This window comes from Robertmurraya dakarensis (genome assembly GCF_900156875.1).
GTDB lineage: Bacteria > Bacillota > Bacilli > Bacillales > Cytobacillaceae > Robertmurraya > Robertmurraya dakarensis.
The window spans coordinates 2,811,279-2,826,663 of record NZ_LT707409.1; the positions used below are offsets into that span (position 1 = coordinate 2,811,279).

Below are 15,385 nucleotides of genomic sequence, written 5' to 3' on the forward strand. Positions count from 1 at the left end.
CCCGCCTCATTTACATTATGGAATGTACAAAGATAATGGCTATACAGAATGGTCTTATGACCCTTACCCACATTTACGATTATGGGAAAAGCAGGAACGGCAAAAAGCTCGAAAAAAATAAGGTGCTGGGCACCCTTTATGGGAGCCCCGCACCTTTTTTAATTTGTGCTGATTTTTTTAGCAAATAATGCAAATGCAATTAATAAAAAGACGATTGCAATAAGCGGTATTAGAATGCTTTCTGTAAATCCTAAAAGTAAATAACCAACAGAAGAAATTCCCGCAGAAATTAATGCATAAGGAAGCTGTGTGACAACATGATCCATATGATTACAGCCTGCCCCTGTCGAGGATAAAATCGTCGTATCTGAGATTGGCGAACAATGGTCTCCAAACACGGCCCCTGCAAGAACAGCAGCCATTGCTGGAAGCAATAAACCGAAATCAACCGTTGCTGCAATATCTCCTGCTATTGGTAAGAGAATCCCAAACGATCCCCATGAAGTTCCTGTAGAAAATGCCATGATCCCTGCAATAATAAATAGAATGACTGGTAAAAATGCAATATTGATCTCAGACTTTTCCACAATACCGGCAAGATATTTACCTGTTTCCAGCTGACCAATTAAATCAACAATCACCCACGCAAAAAGCAGTATATAGACTGCAGGCAGCATAGATTTAATCCCTTCTATTATCCCTCTTGAAAATACATTTGCCTTTACACCTTTTAAGATGAAGGCCTGACGGTAAAATAAAAGCAAGGTTACTGCTAGACCAAACAAACCGCCATAAAGAAGAGACGCCGCTACATCTGTATTCTCAAAAATAGCTAATATCGTTGCATTTCCTTCAACTGCCTGACTGCCTGTCCAAAGCATAGAACCAACTGTTCCAACTACAAGCGCTAAAATCGGATAAATTAAATCTCCTACTGCCCCTTTACTGCTTGTTGGAAGTTCTTCTTTTAACTCTCCTGGTGCTTGTTTATGAGGATCAAGTACTTCTCCAGTTGAGATCGCACGCTGTTCATGTGTTTTCATTTTACCAAGCTCCACATTCATGAAAGCAACGATGAACACAATCGCTAACGTCGTCCAGACATAGAAATTCATTGGAATCATTTGAATAAACGCTGAAAAAGCTGTAAATTGTGATACCTGATGTGTTGCTAAAATCCCTCCGATGATGGCGATAATATATGCCCCCCAGCTTGATATCGGAGATACGACACAGACTGGTGCAGAGGTTGAATCAATCAAATAAGCTAACTTTGCACGAGAGACCTTTTGACGATCTGTGATCGGCCGTGAAATTTGTCCAACGGCAAGTGCATTAAAATAATCATCAATAAAAATAATCATGCCAAGAATAGCTGCTACTACCTGTGCACCTGCCCGCGACTTTACACGTTTTATTGCCCATTCACCGAAGGCACGGCTGCCGCCCGAAATCGAAATAAAAGCAGTGATCGTACCAAGAATAAATAAGAAAAGGATAATATACACATTCCATGTATTTAATTCCCCTTCTGAGATAAAAAGTGCCGTCACAGCATTCACGATGATCGAAATCGCTTCAATTACATTAAATTCTGCTAATAAGATGGAAGCAGATACAATCCCGACACCTAGTGACAGGAGCACTCTTTTGGTTAAAATAACCATTAAGATCGCCACGATAGGCGGAATTAATGATAGAAAAGTATTCGTCATTTCAAATATGTCCTCCTAAGTAGTTTGACTATGGGGCAGCTCAAATATATTATGAAAAAACCACGCAAAAAAGAGCAATGATAGAGAAAAATCTACCATTACTCTTTGCAATTTTAAGTAATTCGATTCTCCATCACGATCTGTAGCTCCCCATTATGAAAGTATTTCATAATGACAGTGTTACTTTTATTCAAAGTAACCCCAGTAACATCATGCTGACCCATCATGTTACTTCGGCAAAACTTCCTTTCAGCTATGTTCATTGTTGTCATCCTCACATAACTTACTCTTAAATTCTGCTCCTCTACCCCACCGAAATGATAAGGTGTATGAAATTATGTTCCTACTATAACAAAATTCCTATATCTAGTCTACTGGTATTTCAATGGAAGGAGCCCCACTTTCTCCGCTATTATTGTAAAACTGTGGAACATCGCCTTCCAGCAACCCAAGCGCAATCGGTATCTCTTGTTCGAGCTCCGCGACTCCTGTAGCAAATGGAATAATAATTTGAACATTTACCTTCAGCTTGATCAGTACCTCGATAAAGACATTATTGATGCCAACCTCTTTGAATTTCGTTTCGATGTTTGACTCCATGTCTCCAATTGCGTTAAAGCGAACCGGTATCCGCGGTCCCAGATTCCCCAAAAGGGCATTATTTGTAGCCTGACCTAAAGGGACATAATAAACAATTCCGTTTTCACCACTAGCAGGATCTGTTTCGATTTCTACTCCGGCCACGGATTCGGCCAGGTCAGTTAGATTTCCGCTTTCTGCCTTTTTAATATTGTTCAATATTAAATTAGTGGTTTCCCCTAGTTCATTGTATATTTTTTCCGTATCAAAATTGACCATCGATGTTTCAGGGTTTTTAACAAGCACATCATTTATGTCCATTACTTTTCTTTCCAAAATCGCTTTATTAATGACAAGAGAGGCAATCTGCCTCGTTTGTGATTCTGCATAAGCCATTAATGTGGGCTTGAGGCCTTCGTTTATAATCCATAAACCTGCAGTGGTGGAAAATATAAAAAACACAAATGTTAGTAAAAAAACATACCTGAAAGGCAGCGGACCTCTCCGCGGGAGGCGACCGCGAAATTTAGGCAAAACAAATCCCCCCTTTACAAGCTATATGTATGCTCGTTAGGAGGGAACTAGCTCAAAAATATGGGTAACTTTTGAATTATTTTGAGAAAGTTGTGTCGCATCCTGTAATGACAACGGACAGCTCTTTCATTAAGTCTAACTCATACGGGGTAACATTTAAGCCATCTTTCTCTAGTATTTTCACTTTTGGCCGGTCGCTTTTACCGCTGTTTTGCTCAGATACAATGCCCTTTCTTCCATCGCTTAACTCAACGGTTATCCCAACAGGATAGATCGCAACCGCTTTACGGAAGGCATTGACGATTTCTTCTTCAAATAATGTGCCTGAACCGGCAAAAAGGATTTCCAATCCGTCATGTGGCAGCATTGCCTTGCGATAGACTCGATTCGATGTCACAGCATCGAAAACATCCGCAACGGCAATGATTTTACCAAAACGGTGAATTTCATTCCCTTTAATTCCTCTTGGATAACCTGAACCATTAATTCGCTCATGATGCTGGTATGCACAATGGGCGACAAGCAGTGAAATGGTATGTACATCTTTTAGAAGCCGGAAGCCATCTTCAGGATGCTGCTTTACAATTTGAAATTCTTCGTCTGTCAATCTCCCAGGCTTTAGCAGGATATCTGTCGGGATTTTCATCTTTCCTACATCATGCATAATCGCGCCAAGGCCAAGCGTTTCAATTTCCTTTTGCGGGAGTCCAAGTTCCATCCCGATCGCCAAAGAATATAATGTAACATTAAAAGAGTGGGTGAAGATATAATCATCATATGTAAATACATCTGATAGTATCGATAATAAGTCGCCATTATTTTTGATTTCTTCATGGAGCTGGCGTATGATATCTGTGAAATTTTGAGAGGCTCTTTCAACAACGAACGATCTTGATAAAGTTGCATCAACTTGTATTTGATGAAAAGTCGACTCAATCGACTTAATTGCTTTCACCTTTAATTCTCGTGGAAAAGCCTCTTTATATTGAATGTCCTCAGTTTTGGCATCTTTAATATAAACATAGGCTATCCCCATCTCAAGAAGTCTTTTCAGCATACGTTCATTTAACGCAACACCATCACTGAGCAAGACCTGCCCTTTATCGTTATAGATCGTTTTCGCAAGAATCGCACCTGGTTCAACAGTCGCAGTTGATACTAATCTCATTGCTAACTCCCATTTCCACATCAGTATAATTTTCCTATCTATCATTTTACGGCATTTTAACAAATTTCGACATACTTTTCATGAATTTTTTATTGTCAAAAAAAACCCGCCGGCAGCGGGTTCATGTTAAATCATCTTGAGCAGTGCGTCTTTTCCAATCATTCCTTTATGAATACCTAATGTCTCTGCTTCTAACGTAACAGATTCTAAAGGAGCTTCAAGCAGCTGATCGATTGTTTTTACACCAACTGCCCTGCCAGCAATCACTTTTCGATCTTTGAGCTTTTCATTCAATAATCCTACGTCTAAAGCACCGCACATAATATATCCTTTATCACTTGTCACAACAAGTAAATTTGTTTTAGGTAAAGCGACAGATACGCTTAAAAATGTGTGACCATTTATTTCGATTGGAGTTAGTTCAACCATTTTTTCACGCTCCTTTCCCTTCCCTTATCAATCTATGATAATGGTGGGAAAAGCGTGTATACATCTCTATTTTTAGGTATTTCCACTATTGGAAAGTGCTGGTTACCCTCCCGTAACCCCTTCATAAATTAAACGTATGCCAATAAAGAGTAAGAATAGCCTAAATAATAGTACAAGCGTTGCGCTGCCTAATTTCTGATTGACAAATGCCCCTAGCTTCGCCCCAATCCATGCACCAGGTACTAAAGCGAGAGCAAACATCCAGTTCACATTTCCGAGACTGATATGAGTAATTGAGCTTACAATCGCTGATAAAAAAATCATAAACATCGATGTTGCTACTGCTACATGGGGCGGAAATAAGAAGATAAGAATCATTGCCGGAACCATCAACGAACCGCCGCCAATCCCAAAAATCCCTGAGCAAAAACCGACGATAAATGAAATGATAATGGCAATGACAGGTTGATAGCCATACTGAAACGTTTCTCCATGTAAGTCTGTAAATGTGCGTTTGACTCCTCCGTTTACTGAAAGCGTAACCGGCTTTAGTTTTCCTCTTACCATTAATACAATGGAAATAATAATAATAAATACCCCAAAATAGATATTGAAGGATGTCATATCTAAAGCCTTGTTCACATATGCCCCGACAATGCCGCCAGGACCGCTTCCGATAAAAAAGATCATCCCGCTTTTGTAATCAACCGTCTTGTGTTTCATATAAGACAATGTCGACGATAATCCAGTAAAGATCATTATCAACAAGGAAGTCCCAACCGCAACCTGCGGGGTGATCTCCCCGAGGAGATTCGTATATGTACTAAAATAAAGCAATGCAGGGACAACAATAATGCCGCCTCCTAAGCCCATTAACGCACCGATTGTTCCAGCTGCGAGCCCGATCATTAATAAAATTAGCCACTCCACTTCCATTCCACCTCCAACTGGCATCGTTATTTTCTATATCTTTGATGCCTAGTAATTAAGTTCCTCTCTCTCAAAATAGATCCAACTGCCTTGGGGCAAGGTTATCATAATGAATCCCTAACATATCAATAAATTGCCTCCCATTATCTGCAGCGTCGCCGCCTGAATTGTTATTAAAGACAGCATAAACCTTTTGTGATTGCTTCTGTAATTCTTTGATATTGGCAATCCATGACCGTAATTCCTGCTCATTATAGCGATAAAGGTACCTGACTTCTCTCCAATTTACATCTTTTCTCTTCTGCCAGCCATGAACATTACGCCCATGGAAGCGGACAAGTACCTTTTCAGAATGAGTAGACTGAAGAACAGTCGGTACTGAGCCTTCCCCTGACTGCGGTTCGTCACGTATACTATGAATCCACTTCTCATCCCTCATAAATTGCAGCGTCTGCTTAATCAAATTTGGTGTGAACCAAGACTGATTTCTAAATTCAAGTGCACAAGGAAAATCCCCCATTTCCTCTTTGCACCATCTAAGATAGCTGACGTTTTCTCTTTTACAATCAAACCATGGAGGAAATTGAAAGAGTACCATGGCAAGCTTCCCTGCTTCAGAATAAGGTGTCAATGACTCCTTAAAGGCTTGAAACATATCGCGCTTGCTATCGAAAGGGATTTCCCCTCTTTCATGCCCTGTCATTCCCTGATAAGCCTTGACAATAAACTGAAAGCCATCAGGAGTATCCTGCACCCACTTTTGGGAGTTTCTGAGCGGCTGTACCGCATAAAAAGAAGCATCTACTTCGACCGTTGGAAAATAGCTTGCATAGTCTTTTAATTTGTCCCTCGCTGTTGTGTGCGGTCCATAGAGACTATCATGATCTCCCCAGCCTGTCAGACCGATATAAATCATTCTATCACCTCACTAAATGGCTAAAATTCTTAATTATTACTGTACATGATTAATTTATACCTGTCATTACGAAATAAAAAAATCCGTTCAGCCACATAAGGGCGAACGGAAACTATGATGTTAAAAAGAAGCAATAATATTCGTTTATATCCAGCAACATTCATGTTAAAATCAATGATATAAGAGGTTTCTAACAGTGATGCAAAAGTGAACCAAAAACAATCCGGAAAAGGGCGATTCCAATGGATGATAAATTAGATTTGCTTTTAAAAGAAATCCACGAAATTAAGACTACTATGGCTACAAAACAAGATGTTGAGATCGTTAACGTGAAATTGGACAAGCTTTCTGAAAGTATCGAGAAGAAACATATCGAAAATGTTAACTCCGACAATCTCTTACTTAAAGAAATCCAGTCACTCCGGGAAGGCGTTGTATTCGTCAATCGCAAAGTAGCTGACGCTGAGCTGGAAATTAGCATGATGAAACAAAGGAATCAATAGAAATAACTAAAAACAATAAAAAATACAAGAGATAGATTTAAGGCACCTAGAACTTACAATTTGTTTAGGTGCCTTATTATTTTAGGAGGGAACAGGTTGCAGCCGTTAATTGTTTGTAATTCTTGTGGAAGGGCAAGAATTAAATTCGGAGATCTTAATAATCAACAGCTATGTGAAGATTGTTATGGTAAATTAAATTCAATTGATGAAGTCACGAATGATATCGATTTTATTGCTATTGATTTCGAAATCGCTAACAACAAGATGAGCAGTGCATGTTCATTAGGCATGGCTTTTGTAAAAGACCATGATATTATTCACGAAAAGTATTTCTTAATACAACCTCCTTCACTAGAATTCGATAAAGAAACTACAAAAATTCATGGATTAACAGCAGATAATGTACGAAATGAGAGAAAGTTTGATGAAATTTGGACAGAAATCAGTTCTCATTTTACATTTACTCCAATTATTGCTCATAATGCTCAATTTGACATGAGTGTATTGTATTCTTGCTTAACCGAGTATTCTTTGGAATTACCAAATTTTGAATACATAGATAGCATTACGCTAAGTACAAAAGCGTGCAATGGACAAGGAATTGGAAATTCACTAATAGAACGTTTAGATTATTTCGGTATAGAACATAATGAACATCACAATGCCATGGCAGATGCTAGAGCATGTGCTCAATTAGTCATCGCTTGTATGAAAAGCAAGAAGAGAAAGACACTCCATACGTATCTCAGTATGTTTGGGAAAGGAATTACCGTTCGCAATTTTTCAGACCTTAAACCTCAAACTCACTTTATAAAGAGGAACCGATTCAAGGCCAACCGTATTGCAATATCAGAAATTTCGGTAACTGTTGACACTATTCGTACAGATCATCCTTTTTTCGGAAAAAACATTGTATTTACAGGTGATTTGAATACATTGGATAGAAAAGATGCCATGCAAAGAGTAGTGAATCTAGGTGGTGTGGTAAAAAGTGGAATTAGCGGTAAGACTGATTACCTAGTTGTTGGTACTCAAGATAAATCTGTAGTTGGGGAAAATGGTACTAGTACAAAAGAGGCGAAGGCTTATTCTCTAATTGAACAAGGTAAAGAAATTAACATAATAAACGAGCATACATTTTTGAAATTAATAAATGATTACTAAGCGTAATACAATTACTTGCTAAAACACGTTCCCCACATTAAAGAGTATGATTCTAAATATAACCGTACATTTTATAATCGCTGTCATTACGAAATAAAAAAATCCGTTCAGCCACTTAAGGGCGAACGGATTTTTTTTATCAATAGGAATTATCCAATTGAACCTTCCATCTCGAACTTGATTAATTTTGCTCGAAATGGCACGAAATGATTTATAAAAAAGTCGGTTAAACCCCGATATAAAGCCATTTCTTCAAATGGTTTAAAATGGATTATGTTTTCAACTTGGCATGGACTTGGCACGGTGTTGGCACACAGAAACTCTTCTCTTTTGAGAGGGTTTTTATCAATTCATGCTTAATTTATTCATCATCACCATCTTCTAACAATTCCCTTATCCCTTGTAGCTTTTCTTCTACTCGGTCTTGTATCTCTGCACCAATACCTGCAATGAAATTCAATTGGTGATCAGGTCCCCAAGTTTCATCCTCTAAATGATTATTGTATGCCATTTTTACATTTGGAAATATTTCAAGGACAAAAAGCATTAATAAACATGCCTTCTTTTTAATTGGATCTGGTTCTAAGAAATATCTACCAACATGACTTTGTTCATTGAATTTAAAAGTTCCACTAAGCGTTAGTTCAACTTCTAGATTCTCATCCCCATATTTAAAATCAGGGGTTAAGGACTTAAGGCTATCATTGTTAAAAAGGAAGGCAAGTGTAACCAATATTCTTGAAATTCTGTTTCCTCTACCCCACATATTATTGACTAAGTCTCTTGTATTTCCACTGTAACCAGTAAGAGCGTCAACAAAAGAATTTGATCCAGGATATAACTCCCTGTTAGTAAAATTCATATGTCTTTGAAAAACCCAATAGAAAAAATCCTCAGTAACCTCAAGATTATCAGCAACTATTTCGTTATTACTAGTACAGTTGTTAGCTGCTCGTAAAGCCGTTAAGGTATTTGCACCACTACCTCTTAATGATATAAATTTAACTCGACCCATGTATTCGAAAACGAAAAAAGTTAGCTCGATTAATTTTATTCTTCTTTCCCTAAGGGGATTATTTCTTTCGTTTGTTACAACTTTCTCTCTTCTATAATTGACTTGAGCAAAACTAATGGCATTTTCTTCTGCATTATTCAACAAAAATGCGTAGTCATCATTTTGAATAACTTCAATACTAAATTCAAGTGTCTGGTCGTTGTAGGGGTCTGTTTCTGTAACTCTCCAATTTAAGTAAGATTGATAAATTTCGATAACTTGTCCAAAATTTCTATCATTATTTAAATTCCAAATCGAAAAACTTTCCATTTAGGTGTTTTCACCCTTCGACTATTTTAATTTTAAAGGCTTCTGTGGTACTTTTTACTTTCAGTGCTCTATACTTAGGTTGTGATTTAATTTTGGGTTGAATGTTTCCTTGATAATTATTTATTCTCCTAGCAATCACCTTTAAGTTCACTTCATAACTTTCTAAACTCTTTATATTCTCATTAAATAAATGTTTTGGTTTAACTATGAGTACATTTTCATCCTTTTTATGATCAAATGCCTCTTCATCAGAATGTTTTATGCTGTCTATCTCCAAAGTAAGCCACTTAGGATAATCTAACCTTATTTCTGTTTCTATGTTTTTAATAGGTTTATCCCTTTGAACACTTATTTTACACTTTAAAGGAAGGATTTGCTCTGCTTCAGCATAATCCAATGTAACAGAATTTTGTTGTTTCCTATCAGTGATACTAACGGTATATATAATAGAAGGTTTAAATCTTGCCTTTATTAATTCATAAATAATATTTATTAAAGAAGTATTAAAAGCGAGATCAAATGCCCATTTTATTTTGTCATCTTTGATATCACTTATTGGTTTAATCCAATCAGAGATATTAAAAAAATAATAGGATATTAAAAGTGCTAAAAACGGAAATAGAAATTTAAATGAACTTTCTAGCAATAAATTCTTTGTATTCATATTACTTCTAAATCCTCACAAAAATTGGCGTAAGTATGTCCTTTATTATCTTTAAAACTCGATCATTCTTACCCAAAATTACACCATTACTGTAAATTTCAAATTTATCTCTATTCTTCATATCCAAAAATACAATTGATTTAATATCGATACTCTCATCATTTACAAGCCAATCTATTTCTTTAAGGAGAGAATTCACTAAAACTTTATTACCTTTTGCAATGTTTATTTGATTTATAAATTCTCTTATATCAGAAAAATCGTAATTATCAATCGAATCAATAAATTTGATTTCCAATAAATAATAACTGTTATCATATAACTTTTGAATGAGCTGTTTAAAAACCGAAGTAGTAAAAATTATTTGCCGTAGATCCTTTTGAAAAGCTTCATCCAAAATCATCCGATAGCTTTTTTGGGAATAATCATACTCAACAAATTCAATTTGGTTAAGCTTATCATCAATAAATATTTTGAATTGAGTTGACATGATTGTTCCCTCCCATCTCTTGTATCAAAGTAAACCTCTTCCTTTTAAATATATCAAGACTTTATGAATCTGTCTCCACATTTAATCGTAAAAACAACTTTTTATTCTATTTCTTCCCTATAAAAATAAACATATGCAAGGTTGAAATACTTATTCCTGAAATATTGTTGTTTACAAGAGTGGCTAACAAGGCAATTTATCCTCCATATTGTTTCTAAATTTCTGTTCCTCCAAAACTTTCAATAGCTGCGTTTATGTCTTGATCTCCAATAATTATTACCTTCTCCAAATTGCATACGTATTTGCCCTAATCGTTTTTTTCATTGGGGCCGACTCAATGCTTGATTTCCTCTTAATTCAAAACCCTGAGTTATCGAATCGACGTAATGAACATCACCATTTAAACAAAAAATAAGACCAACATTTCAGTGGTCTTTAGTTTTCTTATTCAACTAACGCACCCATATAGTTTAAGTGAAAAAATTCACATATTCTTCATTTTAGATTCATGTCTCCAGTTAGTGCAAAGTACCAATATCATCCTTACCTATAACTAAGATTGAAACAATATTCTAAAATTAATTTTTTCCAAGTGCTAACTTTATTCCTAAATAAATTAGTGCGATACCAGAAAATCGGTCAAAGATTCTTTCTACAGAAGGTTTTTTAAACCACGAGCTAATGTAAGTAAGAATGTAAAGATATAAAGTAAACCACAATAAAACAGTTATTATAAAAAGCCCTGCGAGTATCATTGACTGCAGAATTATATTTCCTTTTAAATCAATAAACTGTGGAAGAAAAGAAATATAAAACATAATGGCTTTAGGATTTAGAAGTGTACTTGCTAATCCTTGGAAATAAGAAGTTTTAGTTTTTGAATTTTTTTGAGCAACTTGTAATTCAGCCTCTAAATTCGATTTAATTTCTGTGTTTTCTTTTTCCTTATTCTTTATACTAGACAGGATTGCTTTAATTCCTAGATAAAGAAGGTAAACACCTCCAGTATATTTGATGACTTCAAAAAGCACTATAGATTTTGCAATAATGGCTGTGAACCCAAGTATAGAAGCTGTTGCATAAATAATATGTCCTGTCACAACTCCATATGAAGTCATACGACCTGCATATCTATTAATTGTAAGTGCATTTTTAGTAATCAAAATAAAGTCGGGACCTGGAGTCATAATGATAATAAGGGATACAAAAATAAACATATAATAATGGGACATACAAGCAAATCTCCTTCCATTCTTAATTAGCTACATGAGTTTGAATCTTAACTTCAATAGGTTGCTTCTTTATTACTACCACAAATAGACTTGCTACTAAACAAAACATTCCTGCTAGAGCAAATGCCCATGAATAGGAGTTGAAAATGTTATATATCACCCCTGCTCCCCCTGCAGCTACCGCTGCACCTAATTGGTGCGATGCAAATATCCATCCGTATACGATTCCACTTTTTTCTTTACCAAAGATTTGCCTTGAGATATTAATCGTTGGTGGTACCGTTGCAATCCAATCTAAACCATAAAATACTGAAAATATAATAAGAAAAGTCATTGACCCTTCAGAAAGTGCAAATGGGAGAAATACAAGTGATGCTCCTCTTAAACCATAATACCAAAACAACAACCATCGATTATCAAATCGATCGGAAAGCCAACCAGAAAGAGTGGCTCCAATTAAATCAAACACGCCCATCAATGAAAGCATGGATGCAGCTGCAACTGCAGTAAAACCAAATCCTATGCAATAAGAAATAAAGTGAGTGCCGATTAAACCACTGGTCGAAAGCCCACAGATAAAGAAGCTTACTGCTAACAACCAGAATTCCTTTACTTTTACCACTTCATATAACGTTTGTAAGGCAACAATGACAGGATTTTTCTTTTGGACTTTTTCACTCCCACTTACTTCTTCTTCTAACCCGTACGCAAGCAAACCTATTTCTTTTGGTGAGTTTTTCATAAATAAAAGGATGATCGATAGCATGATGACACTAAGAATGAGGATAAGACCCATTGCCCATCTCCATGAATGCGTTTCTATGATGATTGCAAGTATTGGGAGAAGGACTAATTGTCCAGTTGCCGTACTCGCCGTTAAAATACCAAGTGCAAGTCCTCTTCTTTTTTCAAACCATGTATTTGCAATATATGGGCTTAATACGGTTAGGAATAACCCAGAACCTAAGCCTATAATAACTCCCCAAATCAAGATTAATTGCCAAGGTTTCACCATAAAATAGGTAAGCAACACTCCGACCAATAACGTTGTCATGGCTAAAATCATCATTTTCTTTACACCCGTCACCTCTATTAGTGCCGCCATAAAAGGGCCCGAAAAACCGTAGAGTAGAAGGCCTACCGCAAAAGCTAATGAGATCGTTGCCCGTTCCCATCCGAACTCGGTTTCAAATGGAACAATGAAGACCCCTGATGATGAACGAACTATACCAGCTATAAGAATGGAAAAAAAAGCAACTGATAAAATAACCCAACTATAATGAATACGTTTCAAACCATCACCCCACTATCATTTAATCCCTATGTTTAATTCAGCTACTGAATATAGAACTGCTCTCCCAGCCATCTTTACTCGTGTATCTTCATGTTTACAATAAAGAGTACCGCCTCTGCTAGATAGTTGTCTTGCAACTAATTCCTGTTTTTCTAATCTTTTCGCCCAAAAAGGAATTAGGCTACAATGCAAAGAACCTGTTACTGGATCTTCGTTTACTTTTAACTTAGGGAAAAAACCTCTGGAAACAAAATCGAATTCACTGCCTTTGGCTGTAACACAAACACCCAATCCTTCTGGTAATCTTTCTAATTGGGCAAAGTCAGGAGTTACGTTTCTCACTTCTTCCTCGGACTCTAATACGAAAACAAGGTCTCTATTTAAGTACGTTTCTTTTGGCACAATTCCCAAGGCTTCGATCATTTGATCAGTTGAACAAATTTCCTCCGAAGGAACGGAAGGGAAATCCAGTTCATATAAATCATCTTGCTTATTTACCGTTAATTCTCCACTAATTGTATTGAACTTGACACTATTCAAATGCTCCTCATAATAATTCAGAATGATAAATGCCGTTGCTAACGTGGCGTGCCCACAAAGGTTAATCTCTCCACCAGGTGTAAACCATCGCAGTCGATAATGTGCTCCTTCTTTTACTGCAAATGCTGTTTCCGATAGGTTATTTTCAATCGCTATTTTCTGCATGAGTCCATCTGAAATCCAACCATTCATGATACATACTCCTGCTGGATTTCCTTCAAACACTTTTTCAGCAAAAGCATCAACTACAAAATATTTCATCACAATTCCTCCAGTGTTATAATGTGTTTAACAATTTATTGATAGTTTACATTTATTTGTATATAACACTCAACCCCTATGTATAACACTTAAAGGAGATTAAGTCATGCACATTGAGATTCAACGTAATGCTGACATTTCATTAACAAAGCAAATATACCATTCCATTCTCGATCATATCCGTTCAGATCTCTTAGAAGAAGATTTACAATTACCTTCTGTAAGAGAACTCTCAAAACAGATTGGAGTAAGTTTAGTTACTGTAGTAAAGGCCTATCAAAAGCTAGAACAAGAGGGGTATATCACATCTGTTCAAGGGAAAGGAACGTTTATAAGAAAGACAAATATCAAAGAAGCTGAAAAAAAGGAAGGAGCCATTTCCTACGATTGGCAGCTTTCCATTCAAGATTATTTACCTAGGTCTCAATTTGCTCGTTTCCATCAAGTCCCTGAAAAAATTCATCTTTCATCTTCTATGATAGATCCTGGACTCTTACCTAATCGATATTTAGAGCAAGAAATTCATAAAATGCTTTCTGAGAATCCAAAAGTTCTATCACAATATGGAGAAATTCAAGGAGATAAAGAACTTAGACAGGCTATGGTTGAGTATTTAAAAAGAATGGATGTTCCAACTACCCCAGATAATATATTAGTTACAAGTGGTTCACAACAAGGAATAGACCTAGTTGCTCGTACATTCGTTGGACCAGGTGATGTGGTAGTCATGGAAGCCCCGACTTATCCAGGAGCTATTGATGTGTTTCGTGGGAGAGGTGCAACAATCCTTACCGTACCTGTTGACAGTGATGGGATGAGAGTTGATTTACTTCAGAATTTGTGTGATAAGTATAAACCTAAAATCATTTATACCGTCCCTACTTTTCACAATCCAACTGGTGCTGTGATGCCCACAAAACGTCGTAGACAAATTCTTGAGATTGCTAAAAGTACGCAGTGTTTAGTGATTGAGGATGATCCATGTAGTGAAATCTATTTTGAAAGAAAACCTCCTGCATCGATGATAAGTCTGGACCAAGACGGTCATGTCATTTACTTGAAAGGTTTAAGCAAAATATTAGCTCCAGGCTGTAGAATTGGAATATTAGCTGCTTCTGGCTCTATATTTAAACGTCTATTAGCTGCCAAGGCTAACGCCGACTTAGGCAGTCCTTTGCTTACACAGAAAGCCATCATTCCATTTATTACTTCAAAAAGAATGATGGATCATTTAAAAAAATTAAGAACAGCTCTAAAGATAAGGCGTGATGTTGTTCTGGAGATTCTGTCACAACATTCACCTAAAGAGGTTTCTTGGTTCGTACCAAAAGGGGGATTAAATGTATGGCTCACTCTTCCTTTCTGGCTTAATACGGATCACCTCTTATTAGAAGCAAAGAATGAACAAATCACTTTTTTGCCTGGTTCAACTTGTTTTCCTACAAACCAGGAAAATCATTATCTTCGAATAAGTTTCTCATATATGAATGAGCCACAATTAGAACAGGGTGTAAAAACCATTTGTAACATCCTTCAATTGGCAATTGATTCAAAAATTAAACAAGATAGTTCGCCATATTTTTAAATAGACCTCCTATGTAAAAGCTTTCGGAGATAAATAATAAAAATACCCCATTGAACT

At 36.5% G+C, this 15,385-nt stretch carries 15 protein-coding genes, 1 pseudogene and 1 riboswitch; of the genes and pseudogenes, 4 read left to right on the plus strand and 12 right to left on the minus strand.

The window, feature by feature from the left end; translation table 11 throughout:
- Window positions 1-121: pseudogene (locus tag CZ487_RS26400) on the plus strand (peptidase M23); the annotation flags it as partial.
- A gap of 37 nt (window positions 122-158) precedes the next feature.
- On the opposite strand, the gene CZ487_RS22505 reads toward CZ487_RS26400, so the two are convergent.
- From CZ487_RS22505 to CZ487_RS22530, 6 genes are all read right to left on the minus strand, one after another.
- Window positions 159-1,715, minus strand: a complete 1,557-nt coding sequence (locus CZ487_RS22505) for a Na+/H+ antiporter NhaC family protein (protein WP_077214485.1) — start codon at window positions 1,713-1,715, stop codon at window positions 159-161.
- A gap of 135 nt (window positions 1,716-1,850) precedes the next feature.
- A riboswitch (Lysine riboswitch) is annotated at window positions 1,851-2,030 on the minus strand.
- A gap of 51 nt (window positions 2,031-2,081) precedes the next feature.
- Window positions 2,082-2,828, minus strand: coding sequence for a sporulation protein YunB (yunB, locus tag CZ487_RS22510; RefSeq protein ID WP_077214486.1), 747 nt, complete (start codon window positions 2,826-2,828; stop codon window positions 2,082-2,084).
- A gap of 76 nt (window positions 2,829-2,904) precedes the next feature.
- Window positions 2,905-3,996, minus strand: a complete 1,092-nt coding sequence (locus tag CZ487_RS22515; protein WP_077215431.1) for an HD-GYP domain-containing protein — start codon at window positions 3,994-3,996, stop codon at window positions 2,905-2,907.
- 126 nt (window positions 3,997-4,122) lie between these two features.
- Window positions 4,123-4,425, minus strand: a complete 303-nt coding sequence (locus tag CZ487_RS22520) for a YunC family protein (protein ID WP_077214487.1) — start codon at window positions 4,423-4,425, stop codon at window positions 4,123-4,125.
- Between the two features lie 102 nt (window positions 4,426-4,527).
- Window positions 4,528-5,355, minus strand: a complete 828-nt coding sequence (locus tag CZ487_RS22525; protein WP_077215432.1) for a sulfite exporter TauE/SafE family protein — start codon at window positions 5,353-5,355, stop codon at window positions 4,528-4,530.
- Between the two features lie 70 nt (window positions 5,356-5,425).
- A complete protein-coding gene (locus CZ487_RS22530; protein WP_077214488.1) occupies window positions 5,426-6,271 on the minus strand; it encodes a DUF72 domain-containing protein in 846 nt (281 codons plus the stop codon).
- A gap of 242 nt (window positions 6,272-6,513) precedes the next feature.
- Here CZ487_RS22530 and CZ487_RS22535 point away from each other — a divergent pair, with 242 nt between their 5' ends.
- Both CZ487_RS22535 and CZ487_RS22540 read left to right on the plus strand, forming a co-directional pair.
- Window positions 6,514-6,774 carry a hypothetical protein gene (locus CZ487_RS22535; protein ID WP_077214489.1) on the plus strand — a complete coding sequence of 87 codons (261 nt, stop codon included), beginning with the start codon at window positions 6,514-6,516 and terminating at the stop codon, window positions 6,772-6,774.
- Between the two features lie 96 nt (window positions 6,775-6,870).
- Window positions 6,871-7,938 carry an exonuclease domain-containing protein gene (locus CZ487_RS22540; RefSeq protein WP_237562927.1) on the plus strand — a complete coding sequence of 356 codons (1,068 nt, stop codon included), beginning with the start codon at window positions 6,871-6,873 and terminating at the stop codon, window positions 7,936-7,938.
- A gap of 361 nt (window positions 7,939-8,299) precedes the next feature.
- Here the strand turns inward: CZ487_RS22540 and CZ487_RS22545 are convergent, their stop codons facing one another.
- From CZ487_RS22545 to CZ487_RS22570, 6 genes are all read right to left on the minus strand, one after another.
- Window positions 8,300-9,262: a hypothetical protein gene (locus tag CZ487_RS22545; RefSeq protein WP_077214490.1), complete on the minus strand. Its 963-nt coding sequence runs from the start codon at window positions 9,260-9,262 to the stop codon at window positions 8,300-8,302.
- Window positions 9,263-9,272: 10 nt separating this feature from the next.
- Window positions 9,273-9,926: a hypothetical protein gene (locus tag CZ487_RS22550; protein WP_077214491.1), complete on the minus strand. Its 654-nt coding sequence runs from the start codon at window positions 9,924-9,926 to the stop codon at window positions 9,273-9,275.
- A 7-nt stretch (window positions 9,927-9,933) separates the two neighbouring features.
- The gene (locus tag CZ487_RS22555) at window positions 9,934-10,416 is read right to left on the minus strand and encodes a hypothetical protein (RefSeq protein WP_077214492.1); all 483 of its coding nucleotides are present in this window, start codon (window positions 10,414-10,416) and stop codon (window positions 9,934-9,936) included.
- A gap of 578 nt (window positions 10,417-10,994) precedes the next feature.
- On the minus strand, window positions 10,995-11,648 hold the full coding sequence (locus CZ487_RS22560; RefSeq protein ID WP_077214493.1) for a LysE family translocator: 654 nt from the start codon (window positions 11,646-11,648) through the stop codon (window positions 10,995-10,997).
- Between the two features lie 22 nt (window positions 11,649-11,670).
- On the minus strand, window positions 11,671-12,942 hold the full coding sequence (locus tag CZ487_RS22565) for an MFS transporter (RefSeq protein ID WP_077214494.1): 1,272 nt from the start codon (window positions 12,940-12,942) through the stop codon (window positions 11,671-11,673).
- A gap of 15 nt (window positions 12,943-12,957) precedes the next feature.
- Window positions 12,958-13,743: a PhzF family phenazine biosynthesis protein gene (locus tag CZ487_RS22570; RefSeq protein ID WP_077214496.1), complete on the minus strand. Its 786-nt coding sequence runs from the start codon at window positions 13,741-13,743 to the stop codon at window positions 12,958-12,960.
- Window positions 13,744-13,849: 106 nt separating this feature from the next.
- On the opposite strand from CZ487_RS22570, the gene pdxR reads away from it, so the two are divergent.
- Entirely contained in the window at window positions 13,850-15,328 is a 1,479-nt protein-coding gene (gene pdxR, locus CZ487_RS22575; RefSeq protein WP_077214498.1) for a MocR-like pyridoxine biosynthesis transcription factor PdxR, read from the plus strand.
- The last annotated feature ends 57 nt before the right edge of the window (window positions 15,329-15,385 follow it).